This is a genomic window from Ochrobactrum sp. A-1, from assembly GCF_022488005.1.
GTDB lineage: Bacteria > Pseudomonadota > Alphaproteobacteria > Rhizobiales > Rhizobiaceae > Brucella.
Genome location: NZ_JAKVQC010000001.1, coordinates 59614 through 76286, shown reverse-complemented (window position 1 = coordinate 76286; position 16673 = coordinate 59614). Strand labels below are relative to the sequence as shown.

Genomic DNA, 16673 nt, shown 5'->3' with positions numbered 1-16673 from the left:
CGGTTGGAAGGCCTCTTCATATTCTTCACCTATACCCCGAACGCGGGGGCATTCGGTGCGGATAGCTTCACCTTCGTTGCTTCGAACGCAGGAGCAGAATCTTCGCCAGCGACTATCAATGTGACAATCAGCAAACCTGATGCGCCTAAGGCAGCTGATGCGAAGATATCAGTGGCCTCGGGGGGAACTGCATCTGTCGATCTGGCAAAATATGTAACTGGCGATTTCGAAACAGTGGAGATCGCGAAAGCTCCTGCCAAGGGTGCGGCCACGATCAACGGATCGCAGCTCAGATACGTCGCGGCTCAAGACGCATACGGAACTGACGTGTTGTCTTATCGCGCCATCGGCCCTGGTGGCGAAAGCGCCGCCACTATCGCTGTCGAGATCGCTTTCCCTCAAGTGCCAGAAGCCGTCGATCACACCGTCATGCTTGAACACGGAAAGACAGGAACCGTTGACGTCTCGGAAGGAGCCAAAGGCGGTCCATTTACGTCAGCTGCTATCGTCAGGGGGCCAGATCACGGTAGCGCAATAGTTTCGAGTACCATAGTTACGTTCATTCCGGAGACGGGATTCAGTGGTCCCGCAATAGTAAAATTCACCCTGTCGAACATGTCCGGCGCGTCGGAAATCAGAACGATCACTTTTATGGTTGCCGAGCGACCGGACATAGCCAGGGATCAGGAAGTGATCGGCCTTCTGACGGCACAAGTTCAATCGACGCGACGTATGGCCCGTGATCAGATTAGCAACTTCGCCCGTCGGATGGAAAAACTGCACAACGAAGGCGAGGGGGCGAGGCAAAACGATCTTGGCGGCGTCCGGCTGGGTTTTGCATCGGAGAAAAACGACAGACAGAACGAATCTGACCCGTTCTATCAGGTCAATAAGTCATCCGGATTATTGCTCAAAGAGCGTGGCGGAACAGGGATGCCTACCACCACTAATAACAAGATCGCTTTTTGGTCCGGTGGATATGTGAATTTCGGTGACTTCAATTCCGACGATACCGCTATCTCTTCGACGACTATGGGCGTTTCGGGCGGGGTTGATTATCGTTTTTCGAAATCCTTCGTTGCAGGCATTGGCTTCGGTTACGGACGTGACAAATCTGATGTCGGTTCGCAAGGTTCTGAAAGCGAAGCAAAGGCCATTTCTGCAGCGATATATGGCTCTTATCATCCTGCAAATGGCACCTTCATTGACGGCCTTGCTGGATAGTCCCCACTTTATTTTCATTCCCCTGAGATCGACTTCACACGCGATAAAAGAGGACGCGTCCCGCTGGAACGAGCTGAAGGCACATATCAAAGTCCTTGACGTTCCTGGTTAGGATCACGAACCCGCCCTTCAGGCCCTGTAGGAATAGCGTGCAGTCCTGAAGGCATTTGCGCTTCTGGTCGTCGCTGTAGTGCTGGAGTCTGCAGATCACGCCATTCAGGATCGCGGCTCGGCCTAGGACGTCTATATCCGGAACCGACGTCCGGTGCTCGGTCATGCTCTCGATGGTGTCAGAAATCACCTTTTGTACGTGAGCTGTCCTTGGATCGTTGGGATCGAGCGCACCCATGCTGTGCGCCAGCTCCTGAACCGCGACTGATGAATGATAGCTGTGTCGCTTCGAGAGGAACTCCTCGATTTCGTCAGGGAGCTTTCCCTGCATCTGATCGATGTAGACGCAGGTGTCGAGCAGCAGCCCTTGCGATGCCAGGTTGTTGCCATCGAAGAAGGGGAGTTCGCTGTCTGGTCGTCTGGAGATGTTGCCGGAAGGGAAAGACCGGAGCCATCGCTTGGCCCCGGCGATATCGAATGACGGCATCAGAACCCCAATTTGATATCGGGGTCGACGGTGCCCTTGATCTTCTTGAAAACCTCGGGGAAGGGGTCTTCGAGCGCGATTGATGCGAGGGCGAACTCGACGAGCGCCGTGCTCGACTTGATGCCCGTGCGCCTCTTTGCCTGCTCCAGAAGGCGATGGTTCACGCGAGCAGAGATCCGGTCGTTCTTGTCGCCAGCGATCAGGCCAGTCTTCTCAGCCGCCGCCAGGACGTGCCGAACCTGATCAGTCGCCACCTTTTCCTGTTTCATAACCTTGCCGTTTCCTTTGGATGACAAATTATCGTTTTGTCATACATAGCACTTCAGATTAGCTTTGACCAGCCTCGACTGCTTGCTATTCCTTAAGGCGTTGACGACGCTTGCGTTCGTACTCTCTTCTCTTCTGGCGAACGACACTCGGATCCTGCCGATACGGGGAGGAGGGGGCACGTCCTTTGCCGAGGTTGATTTCGTTGAAATAACGGGAAACCGTAGCCTGAGAAATTCTGAATTCGGCGCTGATCTGTTGTTGTGTCGCCCCATCCTTGAACATCTGCTTCATTCGAGCGACCTTTTCTTCGCTCAGTGCCGGAGGACGACCGCCCTTGCGACCCTCGCCTGTTCAGGGTGTTTGTGCGTTCGTTTTGGACCTGCGTGTCAATGGATGCGATCATTTCCAGGACAAACATCTCGTGGCTGTCCGCCTTGAAGGAGGTTGGCTTCACCCGAGGCTGTTCGAAGTTGTTCACGAAAACGGGCGGTCGAGCCACCGTGATATAGGCACCCTTCTTAGCAGCAGTGGAACAGTGATCGAAAAATGTCCGCGCCGAATTAGCACGCCTTATCTGCAATAGTTTGCCTCGATTCCGCCGACGTGAGAGGATGTTAGACAATAACTTGAACTATCCTTCTTTATAGTTCAAATTTAAGGGGAGATGTCATCATGACAAAGGGCATGGCAATTAAGCGTTTTCTTGCCGCAATGGGATTTATAGCTGCCGTCCATTTAATATTCTTTGTCTGGACGTGGTCGTGGGGTTTCTCAAACAACGTGAACGGCCCAGGATGGCTGTGTCGCAAATTTTTCACTTTTGGTGATCTATGTCATTATCAGTACGGGAAACTGCATGAGGTCTTAGCGGGTGACAGTGGATTTCAAGGGAGCTCATTTCCCCACAAGTGTCATTCTTTATGCTGTGTTCTTTTATGTCCGTTATCCAGTTTCCTATCGCGATCTTCAGGAAATCATGGCTGAACGTGGTGTCGATGTTGACCATGCAACACTGAACCGATGGGTTGTACGATATTCTCCACAGATTGCAGAGCAGGCACAGAAACGTAAGCGTTTAACTCTTGGCTCATGGCGTATTGACGAGACTTATATAAAGGTCAAAGGGAAATGGACCTATCTGTATAGGGCTGTTGATCGTGACGGCCAAACCTTGGAATTTATGCTCTCTGAGCGCCGAAATCTTAGTGCGGCAAGGCGTTTCTTTAAAAAAGCCATCGCAAGCAATGGTGTTCCGCACAAGGTTGTCATTGATAAAAGCGGGGCTAACCTGGCCGGTGCACAGGCTGCAAACACGATCCTGAAAATCACTGGTGTCGGCATGATGTTTGAAATTCTTCAGGTGAAATATCTCAACAATATTCTTGAGCAAGACCATCGGTTCATCAAGAAGATCACCAAGCCAATGATGGGCTTCAAGGCGTTTCACAGCGCATCAGCGACAATCGCGGGCATTGAAGTGGCACATATGATCCGCAAAGGCCAATTCGCAAACAACAACCATTCGCCTTTTCAGGTCTTTGCAGAGCTCGCAGCATAATTGTGCCCAGTGATAAGGCGCACTTAACCAGCACAAAATTTTGCGACAGAACCGTTTAACTGCAGCGATTGCGAGGCAAGGAATGCATCGCCAGGGGCGCAGGCAAGTATGTTCCCTTTTTGTTTCGAATGCTCTAATAAAGCACGCATGGACATGTCAGCCGATTATCCGCGGTCCCGTGTTCAAAACCATTCATGCGTGACGAGGACATATGGCAGCGGCCCATCTGGAACAACTGAATGATCGCCAGCGCGAGGCGGTTGAGCATGGCGTCGCCATGCCGGATGGCGCGATTGGTGGTCCACTTTTGATCATCGCGGGTGCTGGATCGGGCAAGACGAACACATTGGCGCATCGTGTCGCTCACCTGATCGTCAATGGCGCTGATCCGCGCCGGATATTGTTGATGACATTCTCGCGTCGCGCGGCATCCGAAATGGCCGGGCGTGTCCAGCGTATCTGCAAACAAGTGCTTGGCGATCACTCGACCTTCATGACGGACGCCCTGGCCTGGGCGGGAACGTTTCATGGAATGGGCGCGCGTCTTTTGCGTATTTACGCCCAACAGATCGGGCTCAGCGCCGACTTTACCATTCATGACCGAGAAGACAGCGCCGATCTCATGAACCTCATTCGTCATGAACTGGGTTTCTCGAAAATGGAAAGTCGCTTTCCAACCAAAGGCACCTGTCTCGCAATCTATTCGCGGGTCGTCAATTCCGAGAGTACAATCGGCGTGGTGTTAAAGAATGCCTATCCTTTTGCCCTTGGCTGGGAAGAGCAACTGAAACAGCTCTTTGCCGCCTATGTGGAAGCCAAACAGCATCAAAATGTGCTCGATTATGATGATCTCCTGCTTTACTGGGCGCAGATGATGTCGGATGCCGCGCTTGCCGAGGATGTCGGTCATCGTTTCGACCATGTTCTGGTTGATGAATATCAGGACACAAACCGCCTTCAGGCATCGATCCTGTTGGCGCTGAAACCGAGCGGGCATGGTCTGACGGTTGTTGGTGATGATGCGCAGTCGATCTATTCCTTCCGCGCAGCAACCATTCACAACATCCTCGACTTTCCCAAGGAATTTTCTCCAAAGCCAGCCGACGTCATCACACTCGATCGCAATTATCGTTCAACACAGCCCATCCTTGCTGCCGCGAATGGAGTGATCAGTCTCGCCCGCGAACGGTTTACCAAGAACCTCTGGACCGATCGTCAATCGGAGCAACGGCCCATGCTTGTAACGGTTCGGGACGAGAGCGATCAGGCGAACTATATTGTCGAGCAGGTCCTGGCGAACCGTGAGGTGGGCATCAGGCTCAAACAGCAGGCGGTGCTGTTTCGCACGTCGAGCCATAGTGGCGCTTTGGAAGTCGAACTTACCCGTCGCAACATCCCCTTCGTGAAATTCGGCGGACTGAAATTCCTCGACAGTGCGCATGTGAAAGACCTGCTCGCTACATTGAGGTTTGCGCAGAATCCACGCGACCGTGTTGCGGGCTTCCGCCTTTTGCAGATGCTACCCGGCGTTGGCCCGCAAACGGCTGGCAGGATTCTTGACACCATTGCCCTGGACCCGGAACCTTTGCAGTCGCTTGCAGAAATTCCGCCACCGCCAAGAATTGGGGACGACTGGCCAGTTTTTATTGATCTCCTCTCCAGCCTTCGAAAAGCCGAAGGCGGTTGGCCAGGAGAAATCGGCCTGGCGCGCGTCTGGTACGAGCCCCATCTTGAACGTCTTCATGAAGACCACGATACACGCAAGGCGGATCTGGTTCAGCTCGAACAGATCGCCAACGGCTATCCGAACCGTGAACGCTTTCTCACCGAGCTTACGCTTGATCCACCGGATGCAACGAGCGATCAGGCTGGCGTACCGCTTCTTGATGAGGACTATCTCATCCTTTCCACCATTCATTCCGCCAAAGGTCAGGAATGGCGCTCCGTTTACATGCTCAACGTCGTTGACGGCTGTATGCCCTCTGATCTGGGGGCGGGAACGACGGCCGAGCTGGAAGAGGAACGCCGCCTGCTTTATGTCGGCATGACACGGGCCCGCGACAATCTTGCTCTCATTACACCGCAACGTTTTTTTACCTATGGGCAAAATGCGAAGGGCGACCGGCATGTATATGCTTCGCGAACGCGATTCATCCCCGCCACACTCCTTCATTTATTTGAGACGGCGAACTGGCCAAAAGTAGCAGCAACCGCCAGCGAAGCCAGCGCGCGCAATGTCCGCATTGATGTCGGCGCACGGATGCGAAGCATGTGGAAGTGATGTTCCGTGTTCCATACCCGCGCGAATGGACAAACATGCTGTCAAGAAGCCCTTCCAGCCATTGCAAACGCCTAGGTTGAGGAGTGGCGGACATAACAACTGTGCAGCTTAGATCGTATAACAACAACACGGCAGAGATCACCAGGATGACGCCAACGACCCTGTTCCTGATGGTGAGATAACCATTGAGAGTGGTTTTCTTCTGGCAAAGTCCAGTATGATGTGACTCTTTGATTTGCAGGCGTGACTCCGCTTGACTCTTCGGAAGGCCGGGTGTTTTTGCCGGAAGTGCTTTATCGCTACAGAAATGCCGACAGGATAGCCTCACGCCATTACAATAAAGTCTCTTTCGCCCGCTGCGACAGCCAAGCGGCATGGCTTTTGCTTTAAGCAGACGGGAGATACTTTACGGGAATAAGACAATGTCCAACTCAACCACCATCCACAACGACGGAAATACACTGTTTCCGATCGTTCTTTCCATCGTTGCCGCTGCGGCAACCGGCGTTCTCTGGGCTTATGCCAATCCGATCCAGCTGGTTCCGGGTGTGATCCAGTGGCGCATTTTTGCTTTCCTGCCGCCGCTAGTCGGTATTCTGCTGGGCCGCAAGAGCGGCTTCATCTGCGGCTATCTCGGCACAATCATTTGGTCGCTACTCGCTGGCACCTTTATTCCTGCGCATTCGCTACTCATCGACGGCATCATGGTTGGCCTAACCGGCCTGATCCCCGGCATACTGTTCGATCCGAAGACCACGACTTTCAATCGCGCAACGCTGATTAAAATTGCAGCGACCTGCCTGATTGTTGGCCTCTTGATGGTTGCCGCCGTTTCGGCAAGCCTTGCCTATCTTGGCATTTTCCCATTCTGGTGGGCCGTCATGTATCTCGGTCTTTCCGATATCGTTCCGATGCTGATCGGCACCCCGCTGCTGGTCGTTCCGGCTCTGAAGATTCTCAAGGGCGCGCATCCGTCCGGTTTCACGCGTTTCTGAGAACGGGCCCGGAAAAGTGCTCCAACTGCAGAATGTTAAAGTCGGCTTTGGCGATTCCGTGTTGGCAATCGCCGAGGCCAGCCTCGATATCCGTGACGGCGAACGCCTTCTGGTCTGCGGCGCGGGCGGCAGTGGCAAGACCACGCTGCTCAACGCTGCATCCGGCATTGTACCGCGTGTGATTACCCCGCAGGTTTTTGGCGGCGATGTGATGCTGAACGGCAAGCCCATCTCTTCCATATCGAAGGATGAGCTGTTCAGCACGGTCGGTGTGGTTTCGCAGAATGTGGAAGACCAGCTCTGGGATCTCAGCGTCGAAGACCTGATTGCCTTTCCGCTGGAAAATCGCGGCCTTGCCAAAGACGCCGTCCGCACGCGGATTGACGATCTTCTCAACGAGCTTGAACTGAACGCCTTGCGTGGCCGTCGCGTGCTGACCCTTTCGGGCGGCGAGCGGCGCATGGTGGCCATGGCCGCCGCGCTGGCTGCCGAGCCGAAGCTCCTGATCCTCGACGAGCCGACCACGGGTCTTGATCCGGCGGCGCGCCAGCGTCTTGTGCGGGTTCTCAAAAGGCTCGGTGCGGAAATTCCGGCCCTGCTGATTGCTGAACAGGATCCTGCTTCCTTGCAGGCTGTCGTCACCGATGTCGGTCTGGTGAAGGAAGGCAAGCTTGCGCCCGTCGTGCCGCTTGCTTCCATCATCAATGATGCGGGAGCCTGGGAAGATGCGGGTGTTCTGCCGCCTGTGGCGGTGCGCAAGCGCCTTGCCGGTGGCAAAGCCGATGGTCAGGTACTCGTTTCCGTGTCGTGCATCAAGACGCAGCTTCAGCGCCGTGACGGACAGCCGGTTCTTGAAAACGTGAATTTCCAGATACGGGCGGGCGAGGTCGTCGGTCTGATTGGCAAGAACGGCGCGGGCAAGACCACGCTGTTCCAGTCCATTCTGGGCCTTCAGAAAATTGCGGCCGGTTCAATCACCATTGGCGGCGAGAATGCCGACAAGTGGACTGCCGCAAAGCGTGCCCGTTCGGTTGCTTATCTGCCACAGAACATGCGCCGGATTTTGTTCAACATGACGGTGCTGGAAGAGGTGGTCTTCGCCATCACAGCGGCAACCCGCGCGCCGAAGGATGACGCCATCACCGCCCGCGCAACGGCTTGCCTGCACAAATACGGTCTGGGCGGTCACGAGGAAACCAACCCGTTTGCGCTTTCCTCGCGGCAGCAGGCCTTGCTTGGTCTCGCCTGTGCGGAAGCGGCGGGCGCTTCGGTTGCCATTCTCGATGAGCCGCTTCTGGCGCGCGATCTCAACGGTCGCCGTATGCTGGAACTGTTCCTCGAAACCGCACTTAGCGAAAACCGTGCCGTGATGCTGATCTCGCACGATCTGGAACTGGTGGACGATGTGTCGTCCCGTGTCATGATCCTCGATAACGGCCATGTCACTTTCGATGGCGATGTGGACGCGTCCTGGGCTTCCGATGCCTATGGCGCACTGGGCTGGCCCAAGCCGCGCGTCGTCGAGACGGGGGAAGCCGCATGAAAATCTTCTACGATTTGAACTTCTTCGTGAAGCTCGTCGCGGCTTTTCTGGTTATGCTTGCAGCCTGGCTGGTGCCCGGCTGGCATTATGGCGTGCCGCTGGCGCTGGTAACGGTCGGCTTTCTGGTGCTGGTCAAGGTGCCGGGCCTGCGTGGCTATCTCAAGGGTGCGATGCTGTTGACGCTGCTCGTCATGGCGAGCTGGATTCTCAATCTCGTGCTGCAAGGTATGGCCTTCGTGGACACGCTGCCGATTGCCGCCGGTATGGCGGCGCGACTGGTGACGACCACGGCTGCCTTCTACTTTGTAATGGAAACCATCACGCCGGGTTCCATTCTCGCAGCGGCAAGCGCTGCGCGTCTGCCGCCTATGGTAACGCTAGTGCTGTCGCTGACCTTTGGCATCATCCCAATGCTGCGCGAGGATTTCGAACGTATCGCGGATGCGCAGCGCGCCCGCGGCATGGAAATCGATGACGTCTCCTTCCCGATGCGCCTGCGTTTTGCGCTGGCGCGCGGTGTTCCGCTTCTGGTGCAAGCAATCCGCATGGCGCATGCCATTTCGCTTTCGCTCGCCATTTATGGCTTCGACACCAAGCGCAAGCGCACCACTTGGCGCAATGTCGGCCTGCTGGTCGAATCACGGCTCAATACCAAGGACGTAAAACGATGACTGAAGACAGCACGAAACTCTCCGGCAACGGACAGGTCTGGACCGTCGATGTGGCAGGCCGCAAGGTCGATCTGCCGATTGTGCCGATCAATCCGAACTTCGCCATTTCCCTGATGATGGTCATCGATCTGGGTGTTCGCTTTGGCGAACATGTGGGCAAGACGCTGGCCGAAAAGCTGGCGCCGCTGAAGCCCGATGTGATCGTCGGCGCTGCAACGCTCGGTATTCCGGTGGCGATTGAAGTGTCGCGCGCGCTTGGTCTCGACGATTATGTGGTGTTGCAGAAGTCGCCGAAAATCCATCTCGGCGATGCACTGGTGCAGACGATTTCTTCCATCACCTCCAAGGGCGAACAGCGTTTGCTTCTCGATCGTCAGGCAATCCCGCTTCTCGAGGGAAAACGCGTGGTCGTGGTGGACGACGTCGTGGCGTCGGGTTCGAGTCTCAAGGGATCAGTCGAGTTGGTGCGCAAGGCGGGTGGCGAGGTCGTCGGCATCGGCGTCATCCTCACCGAAGCCAAGGACTGGCAGGCCACACTGGGCGAAGATGTGAAGCTACTTCATAGCCTCGCGCATATTCCGCAGTTCGACAATCAGAATGGCGAGTGGAAGCCGATTCTTGATAGCTTTCTGTGAAGACCAACGGAGCCACGTAGCCCTTCACTTTAGGACAGTCGCACCCGGCGACTGTCCTTTGCGGCCTTTGAACTTGGGGATTCTAGGGCACGTCCGTTGTACGCGGAATCGCGATAAGGATTCCCTTGTTGGGAAGGCGCGCTTGGACATTCAAAAAAGACCGCACCTGCATTGGAGCAGGAGCGCCCCGACCTTTTGAAGCGTCGCCACGACTGGTTCGCCAGCCAACTCGATCTCGATCCGGCGCGCCTCGTCTTCATTGATGAAACGGGTCTGAGCACAGATGTCGCGACTTCGCTGACGGGACGGCGAGAGGAATGCCCGCTCTGGTGCGGGGGGCGGTGCAGTCAGAGGCGCAGTTGTCGGGGGTGTCGCCGGTGGTTTCATCGGGGCCCTTACAAAGAGCGGCGTATCGGAAGAAGACGCAATTTTGGCCGGTGACAATCCGGTGGATATCAACGCCCGACCCAAACTCTAGGTCCAGAAAGGTTGACAACGGTTCGACGCGAACGCCGATCCCTATACCGAAGAGGAAATCGAGCGGGAAGGTGCACCAAGTTTGCGCGACGCTGCGCATCCCAAAGGGATTGCTCACCATATATAAGAATGAAACACTGTGCCTTCCAGTATCGAGCCTCAATCGGGCTGACAGCGTCGATGTCCGCTTCAGATTTGGTACCGACACTTGTCGAATAGGAGCTAGATTTCAAGATTATGGACCTCGGCTCTGCTGGATTAAGGCACTTATCCATTCGGCATAATGGCGTCACGACACGAAAGTGTTGGATCTGTCCGACTTTTGAGAACGTATGGTGATCACGCTGCGAGGATAGATGTTTCGCGCCGCAATGGCCTGAGATCAACGCCGTCTGTTGGGGTCCAGATGTAATCGCCGGTGAGACTGATGTGCTGCCAGCCGAGTGGGGTAATGTGTTTGATGATGTCAAGCGGCGTGGGAATGCCCTCGCGGTTGAGCTCGGCGAACGCCGGTTCGAGATAGAGTGTGTTCCAGTAGACGATGGCGTTGATTAGCAGGTTCAGTCCAGATGCTCGGTAGAACTGGCTCTCGAAAGTCCGGTCGCGCAATTCTCCGAGGCGATTGAAGAACAGTGCGCGGGCCAAGGTGTTCTGGGATTCGCTCTTGTTGAGGCCGGCCGTCGCGTTCCTGCGCATTTCGGGGTTCTGCCACCACTGGGGCAGAAAGATGGACCGATTGATGCGACCGAGATCGCGTAGCGCCAACGCCAGTCCGTTCTGGCGTGGGAATGCGGACAGCTTTGCCAACAGGGTCGAAGGCCGAACCTGCCCGGAACGGATCGTCGTGACCAGCCGCAGGATGTCGTTCCAGTTTGCCTTGATCCGCTCGACGTTGATGTGCTCGCCAACGAGCGGCGCCAGGTTTTCGGGAGGCGCGTCGCCCGGGAAGAGATAGAGCTTGCGATCCTTGAGACCGCGCAGCCGAGGCACAATCTGGAAACCAACGAGATGGCAAAGGGCGAAGCTCATATCGCTTACCCCGCCGGTATCGACATAGTGGGTTTCGATGGCGAGATCGCTGCCATGATAGAGCAGTCCATCGAGGACATAGATGGCTTCGCTCGCATTGGCATTCATGGCGATGATGTAGAAAGCGCCGTACTGGTCAGAGGTGAACCGGTAGAATTTGGCGCCGGGGTTGGGACCATAGCGGCCGTTGAGGTCGCCGATCGCCTCGGCGTGTCCGCCCGCCGGAAAATACTGGCCATCGGAGGATGACGTTGTTCCATCGCCCCACAAGCTTGCCAGAGGCAATTGCCTCTGGGCGTTGACGAGAATGGCGTGCGCGGCCGTGTAACCTTCCTCGCGAATATGCCAGTCGTGCGCCCAGGCGAGTTGGCGCATCGTAATGCCGGGGGAAACGTCCGCCATTCTCGTGAGACCGAGATTGATGCCGTCCGCCAGGATGGCGGTGAGGAGCGCAAGCTTGTTGTCGGCCGTCCGACCGCTGCGCAAATGGGTAAAGGCGTTCGAAAATTCCGTTCGGGCGTCAACCTCGAGCAAAAGGTCAGTGATGCGGATCGCAGGCAGACGGCTTTCCACCTTTAGCTTCAGCGACTTGGCGATATCCGGAAACATAGCCTTGTGCGGCGTGACGCTAAACCCCGCCCCGGTCAGTTCTACATCGTCGAGCTCGCCGGCTGCGGCCAGACGCGAGAGGTCAGCCAGTCCATCGTTCAGCAGCTGGCGCTGTTGGCGAAGATAAGTCTCGACATCGGTATCAACGGCGATTGGAAGCGCTCCTTCCTCACGCATCAGCTCGAATGTCGGCGTGGGAATGAGAAAGCTTTCGAAAGACTGGAAGCGTTTGGCTCCTTCCACCCAGATATCGCCCGCATCGAGCCGGCGCTTCAATTCGCTGAAAAGGCAAAGCTCATAAGCCCTGCGATCAATCTTTCCATCTTTGAGTATGAGAGGCATCCAGCCCTTCGGCGCAAAGGAGATCGGTGCCTTGTCGGGTATGGTCCTTTTGCCCGTACGATATAGACCCGCGACCACGGATAGCGCCCGCAAGAGGTTCGCCGCCACTGCGTGACCGCGGAACACGAGAGTGGAGAGAAACTGTGGCGCCAGTTTCCTGATCGTCGGATAGCGCTGGAGCATTTCGATTTTACCGTCGATAACATCCGGCGCGATCAGCGTATCAACCGCCTGGACACTGGTTGCAAAAGCTGGCCATTGGATGACCAGATCAAGCGCTTTGGCCATGTCCTCACCCTTCTCTCTGGCCTTGATGATCGCATGGCAGACTTTTGAAACGTCCTTCAACGGCGTCTGCACTTCCCGAACGGATCGGGTGACGCGAGCAGCCGCCTGGTTATTGGCTCGCCGCGTCAGGATGCCCATGAGTTTCTTGAACATGTCGATCGCGCAATCGGTGAGATGGCGGGAAAGGTGGAGCACTGTTGCAGCCAGGACAGCATGTCGGCGTTCGGTGTTAAGGTCGCGCAGATGCTGCGCGCTCATTCGCGTCCCCTCTGCAGCAAATTCGTCAAAGACCTTGGCCGGAATTCGATCCATCAACGTCGTCGGCAGGTTCAGAGACCGGAGAAAACGAATGCGCTCGGCAATTCTGTCGAGGTTGACGGCGGCTGGCGACAATGCCGGCGTTCTCGCCCAGGCAAGAATGGTCACGCTTGTCCCCTCACGCGGATCGAGAAGCTTGTCCAGATCGAGCTTTTGGCCTTCTGAGATCCCGCCGGCCAAGGCCCGATGAGCAATACGAATGCCGCGCCTGATTGCCACATGAATGATGGCTTCGAGCGCTGGCCGCGCTGGCAAAAGAATTCTCCTGCGTCGCAGTTCTTCCACGACCATATCCGCCAATACATCGGCCTGGCGCAGGGTTTGCGCGGCAGGTGTCAGCCAGCCTGTGAGTGCCCGCACGTCCGAAGGCACAAACGGACGCATCTGCATTCTGTAGAAAAGCAGGGCCAGATGCTCGCGCCGCGTCTGTGGGCGCTCGAAATAACGATCGATCTCATGGTGATCGACGCCGATCTGCCGCGCCAGAAATCGTAAGACGCCAGCCGGCAGGACCTCGCCATCCGCAAGCGGTCGGCCAGGGTATCGTAGCGTGGCCAGAACACAGGCGAGGCCCAGTCTGTTCGAGGCCTTGTTCTGTCGCATGATCAGGTCGAGATCCGATCGATCCAGCGTGTAATGTTTGGCGATCTCCCTTTCGTTATCCGGGATGATCGTCGCCTGTTGCCACCATGCCTCGCTCAGTAATGCTCTTCGCGCCATTCTCTGATCTTCCCGTTTCGCCGCGGAGAGTGCAGCGAAACGGAAAATGCGTGTCCGACAAACGAACGTTTCGCGGCATCCACAGTTCTTGTCCGCAAACCTTGTCATGAAACGGCAAATCGGACAATGTCCGAATTCAACGGAAAAACGGACAAACCACGTCTCATGACCTCTATCGGCTATGCAAGGGTCTCCACCGGCGAGCAGGACACCGCCCTGCAACTCGACGCTTTGCGCAAAGCAGGTTGTGAAAGGCTGTTCGAGGATAAGGCATCCGGCGTGAAGACTGACCGCCCCGGATTGGCTGAGGCGATCCGCTACGTTCGCGACGGCGACACGCTCACAGTCTGGAAGCTCGACCGCCTCGGCCGGTCGATGAAGCACCTCATCGAGATCATCACCGAACTGGAGGCCAAAGGCGTCGGCTTCCGATCCATCACCGAAAACATCGACACCACGACATCCGGCGGTCGCCTGGTCTTCCACCTGTTCGGCGCGCTGGCACAGTTCGAGCGCGATCTGATCCGGGAACGAACACGTGCCGGTCTGCAAGCCGCAGAGGAACGCGGCCGACGCGGTGGCCGACAAGTCGTCGTAACCCCGGACAAACTTGCCAAAGCCCGCCAGCATCTGGCGGCCGGTTTGAACGTCCGGGAAGCCGCGGCCCGCGTGAAAATAGGGAAAACCGCCCTCTACGAAGCTCTCAAGGCCGAAAAAGCAACGACAACCACGGTCAAACCAACCTGAGTTCCGGATACGTTCTTAAAAGTCGGACAGATTCGCCACTTTCGTGTCGTGACGCCATAGCGGCTGTTCTGCCGCTGAACCGCCGCGACAGGCTCGCCGGGCTATTGACCGATCAGGATATCGAGACGCTGCGCCACCTGGTCAATGAAGGCATGGGCGAAAACACGCTGCGCGCGCTGACCTCGGATCTGGCCTATCTTGAAGCCTGGTCGCTGGCTGCAACCGGCAATCCCCTCCCCTTCCCGGCGCCGGAAGCCCTGCTCCTGAAATTCATCGCCCATCATTTATGGCGGCCGCAGCAACGCGAGATCGAACCTGATCACGGCATGCCGGCCGACGTGGAAGAGGAATTGCGCCAACAAGGTTTTCTGCGCGTGTCGGGACCGCATGCGCCGGCCACTGTCCGTCGTCGGCTTGCCAACTGGTCGACGCTGACCCGCTGGCGCGGTCTGGAAGGATCGTTTTCATCGCCGTCCGTCAAATCGGCCATCCGGCTTGCGGTGCGCGCCCTGAACCGGCCGCGCAGCCGCAAGAGTGCCAATGCCATTACCGGCGATATTCTGGGCAAGCTGCTGGCAACCTGTTCCGGCGAGGATCTAACCGCGCTCCGCGACCGGGCCATCCTGATGCTGGCCTTTGGATCAGGTGGACGCCGGCGCAGCGAAGTGGCCGGCTTGCGCATGGAACAGCTGGTCAAACAAGCCCCTGTCACTGACGAGGACGGCTCTCCCCTCCCCTCTCTCGGCATCCATCTCGGTCGCACCAAAACAAGTGGGGCCGATCACGATGAAACCGTCTATCTGACTGGCCGGCCTGTTGAAGCCCTGACCCGCTGGCTGGAAGCGGCAAAAATCGACAAGGGCAGCGTGTTTCGAAAAGTCGATCGCTGGGGCAATGTTTCGGCACGGGCGCTGGAACCGAGCGCCATCAACCGGATCGTCAAGCAGCGGGCGCAAATGGCAGGTCTCGATGCAAAAGAATTTTCAGCCCACGGCCTGCGCTCCGGCTATCTCACCGAAGCTGCCAAACGCGGCATTCCACTCCCCGAAGCGATGGAGCAATCGCGCCATCGCTCCGTGCAGCAGGCGTCCGATTATTACAACGACGCCAAACGGCGTAGCGGGCGCGCATCGCGGCTGTTATGATACTATTCACGGAGGGACCTCCAACTCTTCGATCGCACTAAGCATGAACTGGACCGCGTTTACTTATAAACTGCCACATGCAGCTTGTTAACAGCGGTCATTCATCGTGATGACCGCTCGAGAACGTGCCCGATCAGCTACGTTGGCTTGAAAACAATAGCGTGGGGTTTAGTTCTTCGGTGCCGATATATGGATTGGCATGGATCGCAAGAATCCACAGGCTGATCGAAGCCGTTACCGAATAAAGTAACAAGGCATGCCTCCCAGCCCGCACCCGATCCGCGTGGGTCGAGGCAATAGTTGCGATAGTCAGGAATGTCAGCGCCAGTACAAGATACCATTTATACTGGTCGATGGACGTGTTAGCGATAGCGATGCGATCATTGCGAGCATTCTGAAGCTCGTTAAAATCATGAATGAGCTGAGATACGATCGGAGCGGGCGTGCCATCACTGGCCACTGTTTGGACAACGGAACGAATGGCAAGAAGCGACCTCTCCACCTTCGGCGAAGGTTCGATATTATCGTCGGTTCCCCATTCATCGGAAACCACCAGGGCCCGATAGGTTTCTACTGCACTCTTAAGCCTCGCATTGTTCAGCACCGTGGGATGAGCAGTGCCCAGCATTCGAAAAATTGCAGATCGTTCGTTGCTGGTCGCGAGATCGGCTCGGGAATTGAGCGTCCATGCGTCTGCAGCGACGAAGCCAAGAGATAAAGCCCATGCGGTGGAAATGGTCCCGATAAAAGCACCAATGGGCACCGAAGTAGGGTCTTTCGACGCACGCGCAGCTCGCAATCCCAAAAGGAGCCACCCACAAGCATATAAAAGCGCCCCGAAAAAGCAAAATGCCAAGAATGATACGTAAATCGACATCCCCAGTAATGTTGCCATGAACGCCCCCCCAAAAAATACGTTGGCGCAACTCATTATATAGAGGGCGTAAATAAACCGTGTTCTCTAGAAGGGAATGGGATATAGGTCCTCTGGTTTATCGCGGCGTTTATTCGAAGTTACACAGAGTGTGACGACCGATCTGAATGAAATAGATCAATGTTTTAAAATCTCTTTTCAGCACAAGTCTTCTCCGAAAACCGTTTTAGCCTTTTCGGGGAGGCCTCTATGTAGAATTTTTGCAATTTCGGCTTCACTAATTGATTACGAAGAGCGGTGTATTGGACAATGGGGTATCATCGATTCTATTCTTTTGGGTTGGGGCAAA

At 56.1% G+C, this 16673-nt stretch carries 13 protein-coding genes and 2 pseudogenes; 10 read left to right on the top strand and 5 right to left on the bottom strand.

Annotated elements, in window-relative coordinates:
* Positions 1-3 precede the first annotated feature (3 nt).
* Complete coding sequence (locus MKS82_RS00405; RefSeq protein WP_276313223.1) at positions 4-1224, top strand: Ig-like domain-containing protein; 1221 nt, start codon at positions 4-6, stop codon at positions 1222-1224.
* A gap of 34 nt (positions 1225-1258) precedes the next feature.
* On the opposite strand, the gene MKS82_RS00400 is transcribed toward MKS82_RS00405, so the two are convergent.
* The 3 genes and pseudogenes from MKS82_RS00400 to MKS82_RS00390 form a co-directional block, all read right to left on the bottom strand.
* Positions 1259-1822 carry a type II toxin-antitoxin system VapC family toxin gene (locus MKS82_RS00400; protein WP_021587184.1) on the bottom strand — a complete coding sequence of 188 codons (564 nt, stop codon included), beginning with the start codon at positions 1820-1822 and terminating at the stop codon, positions 1259-1261.
* On the bottom strand, positions 1822-2091 hold the full coding sequence (locus tag MKS82_RS00395; RefSeq protein WP_021587185.1) for a hypothetical protein: 270 nt from the start codon (positions 2089-2091) through the stop codon (positions 1822-1824). The genes MKS82_RS00400 and MKS82_RS00395 overlap by 1 nt, the downstream gene beginning before the upstream one ends.
* An 85-nt stretch (positions 2092-2176) precedes the next feature.
* Positions 2177-2410: pseudogene (locus tag MKS82_RS00390) on the bottom strand (helix-turn-helix domain-containing protein); the annotation flags it as partial.
* Positions 2411-2963: 553 nt separating this feature from the next.
* Between MKS82_RS00390 and MKS82_RS00385 the strand changes: the two are divergent.
* The 7 genes and pseudogenes from MKS82_RS00385 to MKS82_RS00355 all read left to right on the top strand — a co-directional run.
* Complete coding sequence (locus MKS82_RS00385) at positions 2964-3650, top strand: IS6 family transposase (protein WP_024899860.1); 687 nt, start codon at positions 2964-2966, stop codon at positions 3648-3650.
* Between the two features lie 211 nt (positions 3651-3861).
* On the top strand, positions 3862-5931 hold the full coding sequence (locus MKS82_RS00380) for an ATP-dependent helicase (RefSeq protein ID WP_109989877.1): 2070 nt from the start codon (positions 3862-3864) through the stop codon (positions 5929-5931).
* A 422-nt stretch (positions 5932-6353) separates the two neighbouring features.
* Positions 6354-6926, top strand: coding sequence for an aminotriazole resistance protein (locus MKS82_RS00375; RefSeq protein WP_021586547.1), 573 nt, complete (start codon positions 6354-6356; stop codon positions 6924-6926).
* 16 nt (positions 6927-6942) lie between these two features.
* Positions 6943-8469 carry an ABC transporter ATP-binding protein gene (locus tag MKS82_RS00370; protein ID WP_109989878.1) on the top strand — a complete coding sequence of 509 codons (1527 nt, stop codon included), beginning with the start codon at positions 6943-6945 and terminating at the stop codon, positions 8467-8469.
* Positions 8466-9140 (top strand): energy-coupling factor transporter transmembrane component T family protein, encoded by a 675-nt coding sequence (locus MKS82_RS00365; RefSeq protein ID WP_240578235.1) that lies wholly within the window; start codon positions 8466-8468, stop codon positions 9138-9140. The genes MKS82_RS00370 and MKS82_RS00365 overlap by 4 nt, the downstream gene beginning before the upstream one ends.
* On the top strand, positions 9137-9775 hold the full coding sequence (locus MKS82_RS00360) for a phosphoribosyltransferase family protein (protein ID WP_109989880.1): 639 nt from the start codon (positions 9137-9139) through the stop codon (positions 9773-9775). Before MKS82_RS00365 ends, MKS82_RS00360 begins: the two co-directional genes overlap by 4 nt.
* A gap of 153 nt (positions 9776-9928) precedes the next feature.
* Positions 9929-10084 (top strand): annotated as a pseudogene (locus MKS82_RS00355) (IS630 family transposase); the annotation flags it as partial.
* A gap of 507 nt (positions 10085-10591) precedes the next feature.
* On the opposite strand, the gene MKS82_RS00350 reads toward MKS82_RS00355, so the two are convergent.
* Positions 10592-13558 (bottom strand): Tn3 family transposase, encoded by a 2967-nt coding sequence (locus tag MKS82_RS00350; protein ID WP_109614870.1) that lies wholly within the window; start codon positions 13556-13558, stop codon positions 10592-10594.
* A 165-nt stretch (positions 13559-13723) separates the two neighbouring features.
* Between MKS82_RS00350 and MKS82_RS00345 the strand changes: the two genes are divergently transcribed.
* Together MKS82_RS00345 and MKS82_RS00340 are read left to right on the top strand one after the other, a co-directional pair.
* Complete coding sequence (locus MKS82_RS00345) at positions 13724-14305, top strand: recombinase family protein (RefSeq protein ID WP_109614887.1); 582 nt, start codon at positions 13724-13726, stop codon at positions 14303-14305.
* Positions 14302-15450: a site-specific integrase gene (locus MKS82_RS00340; RefSeq protein ID WP_240578242.1), complete on the top strand. Its 1149-nt coding sequence runs from the start codon at positions 14302-14304 to the stop codon at positions 15448-15450. Before MKS82_RS00345 ends, MKS82_RS00340 begins: the two co-directional genes overlap by 4 nt.
* 133 nt (positions 15451-15583) lie before the next feature.
* Here the strand turns inward: MKS82_RS00340 and MKS82_RS00335 are convergent, their stop codons facing one another.
* Complete coding sequence (locus MKS82_RS00335) at positions 15584-16345, bottom strand: bestrophin-like domain (protein WP_112585133.1); 762 nt, start codon at positions 16343-16345, stop codon at positions 15584-15586.
* Between the last annotated feature and the right edge of the window lie 328 nt (positions 16346-16673).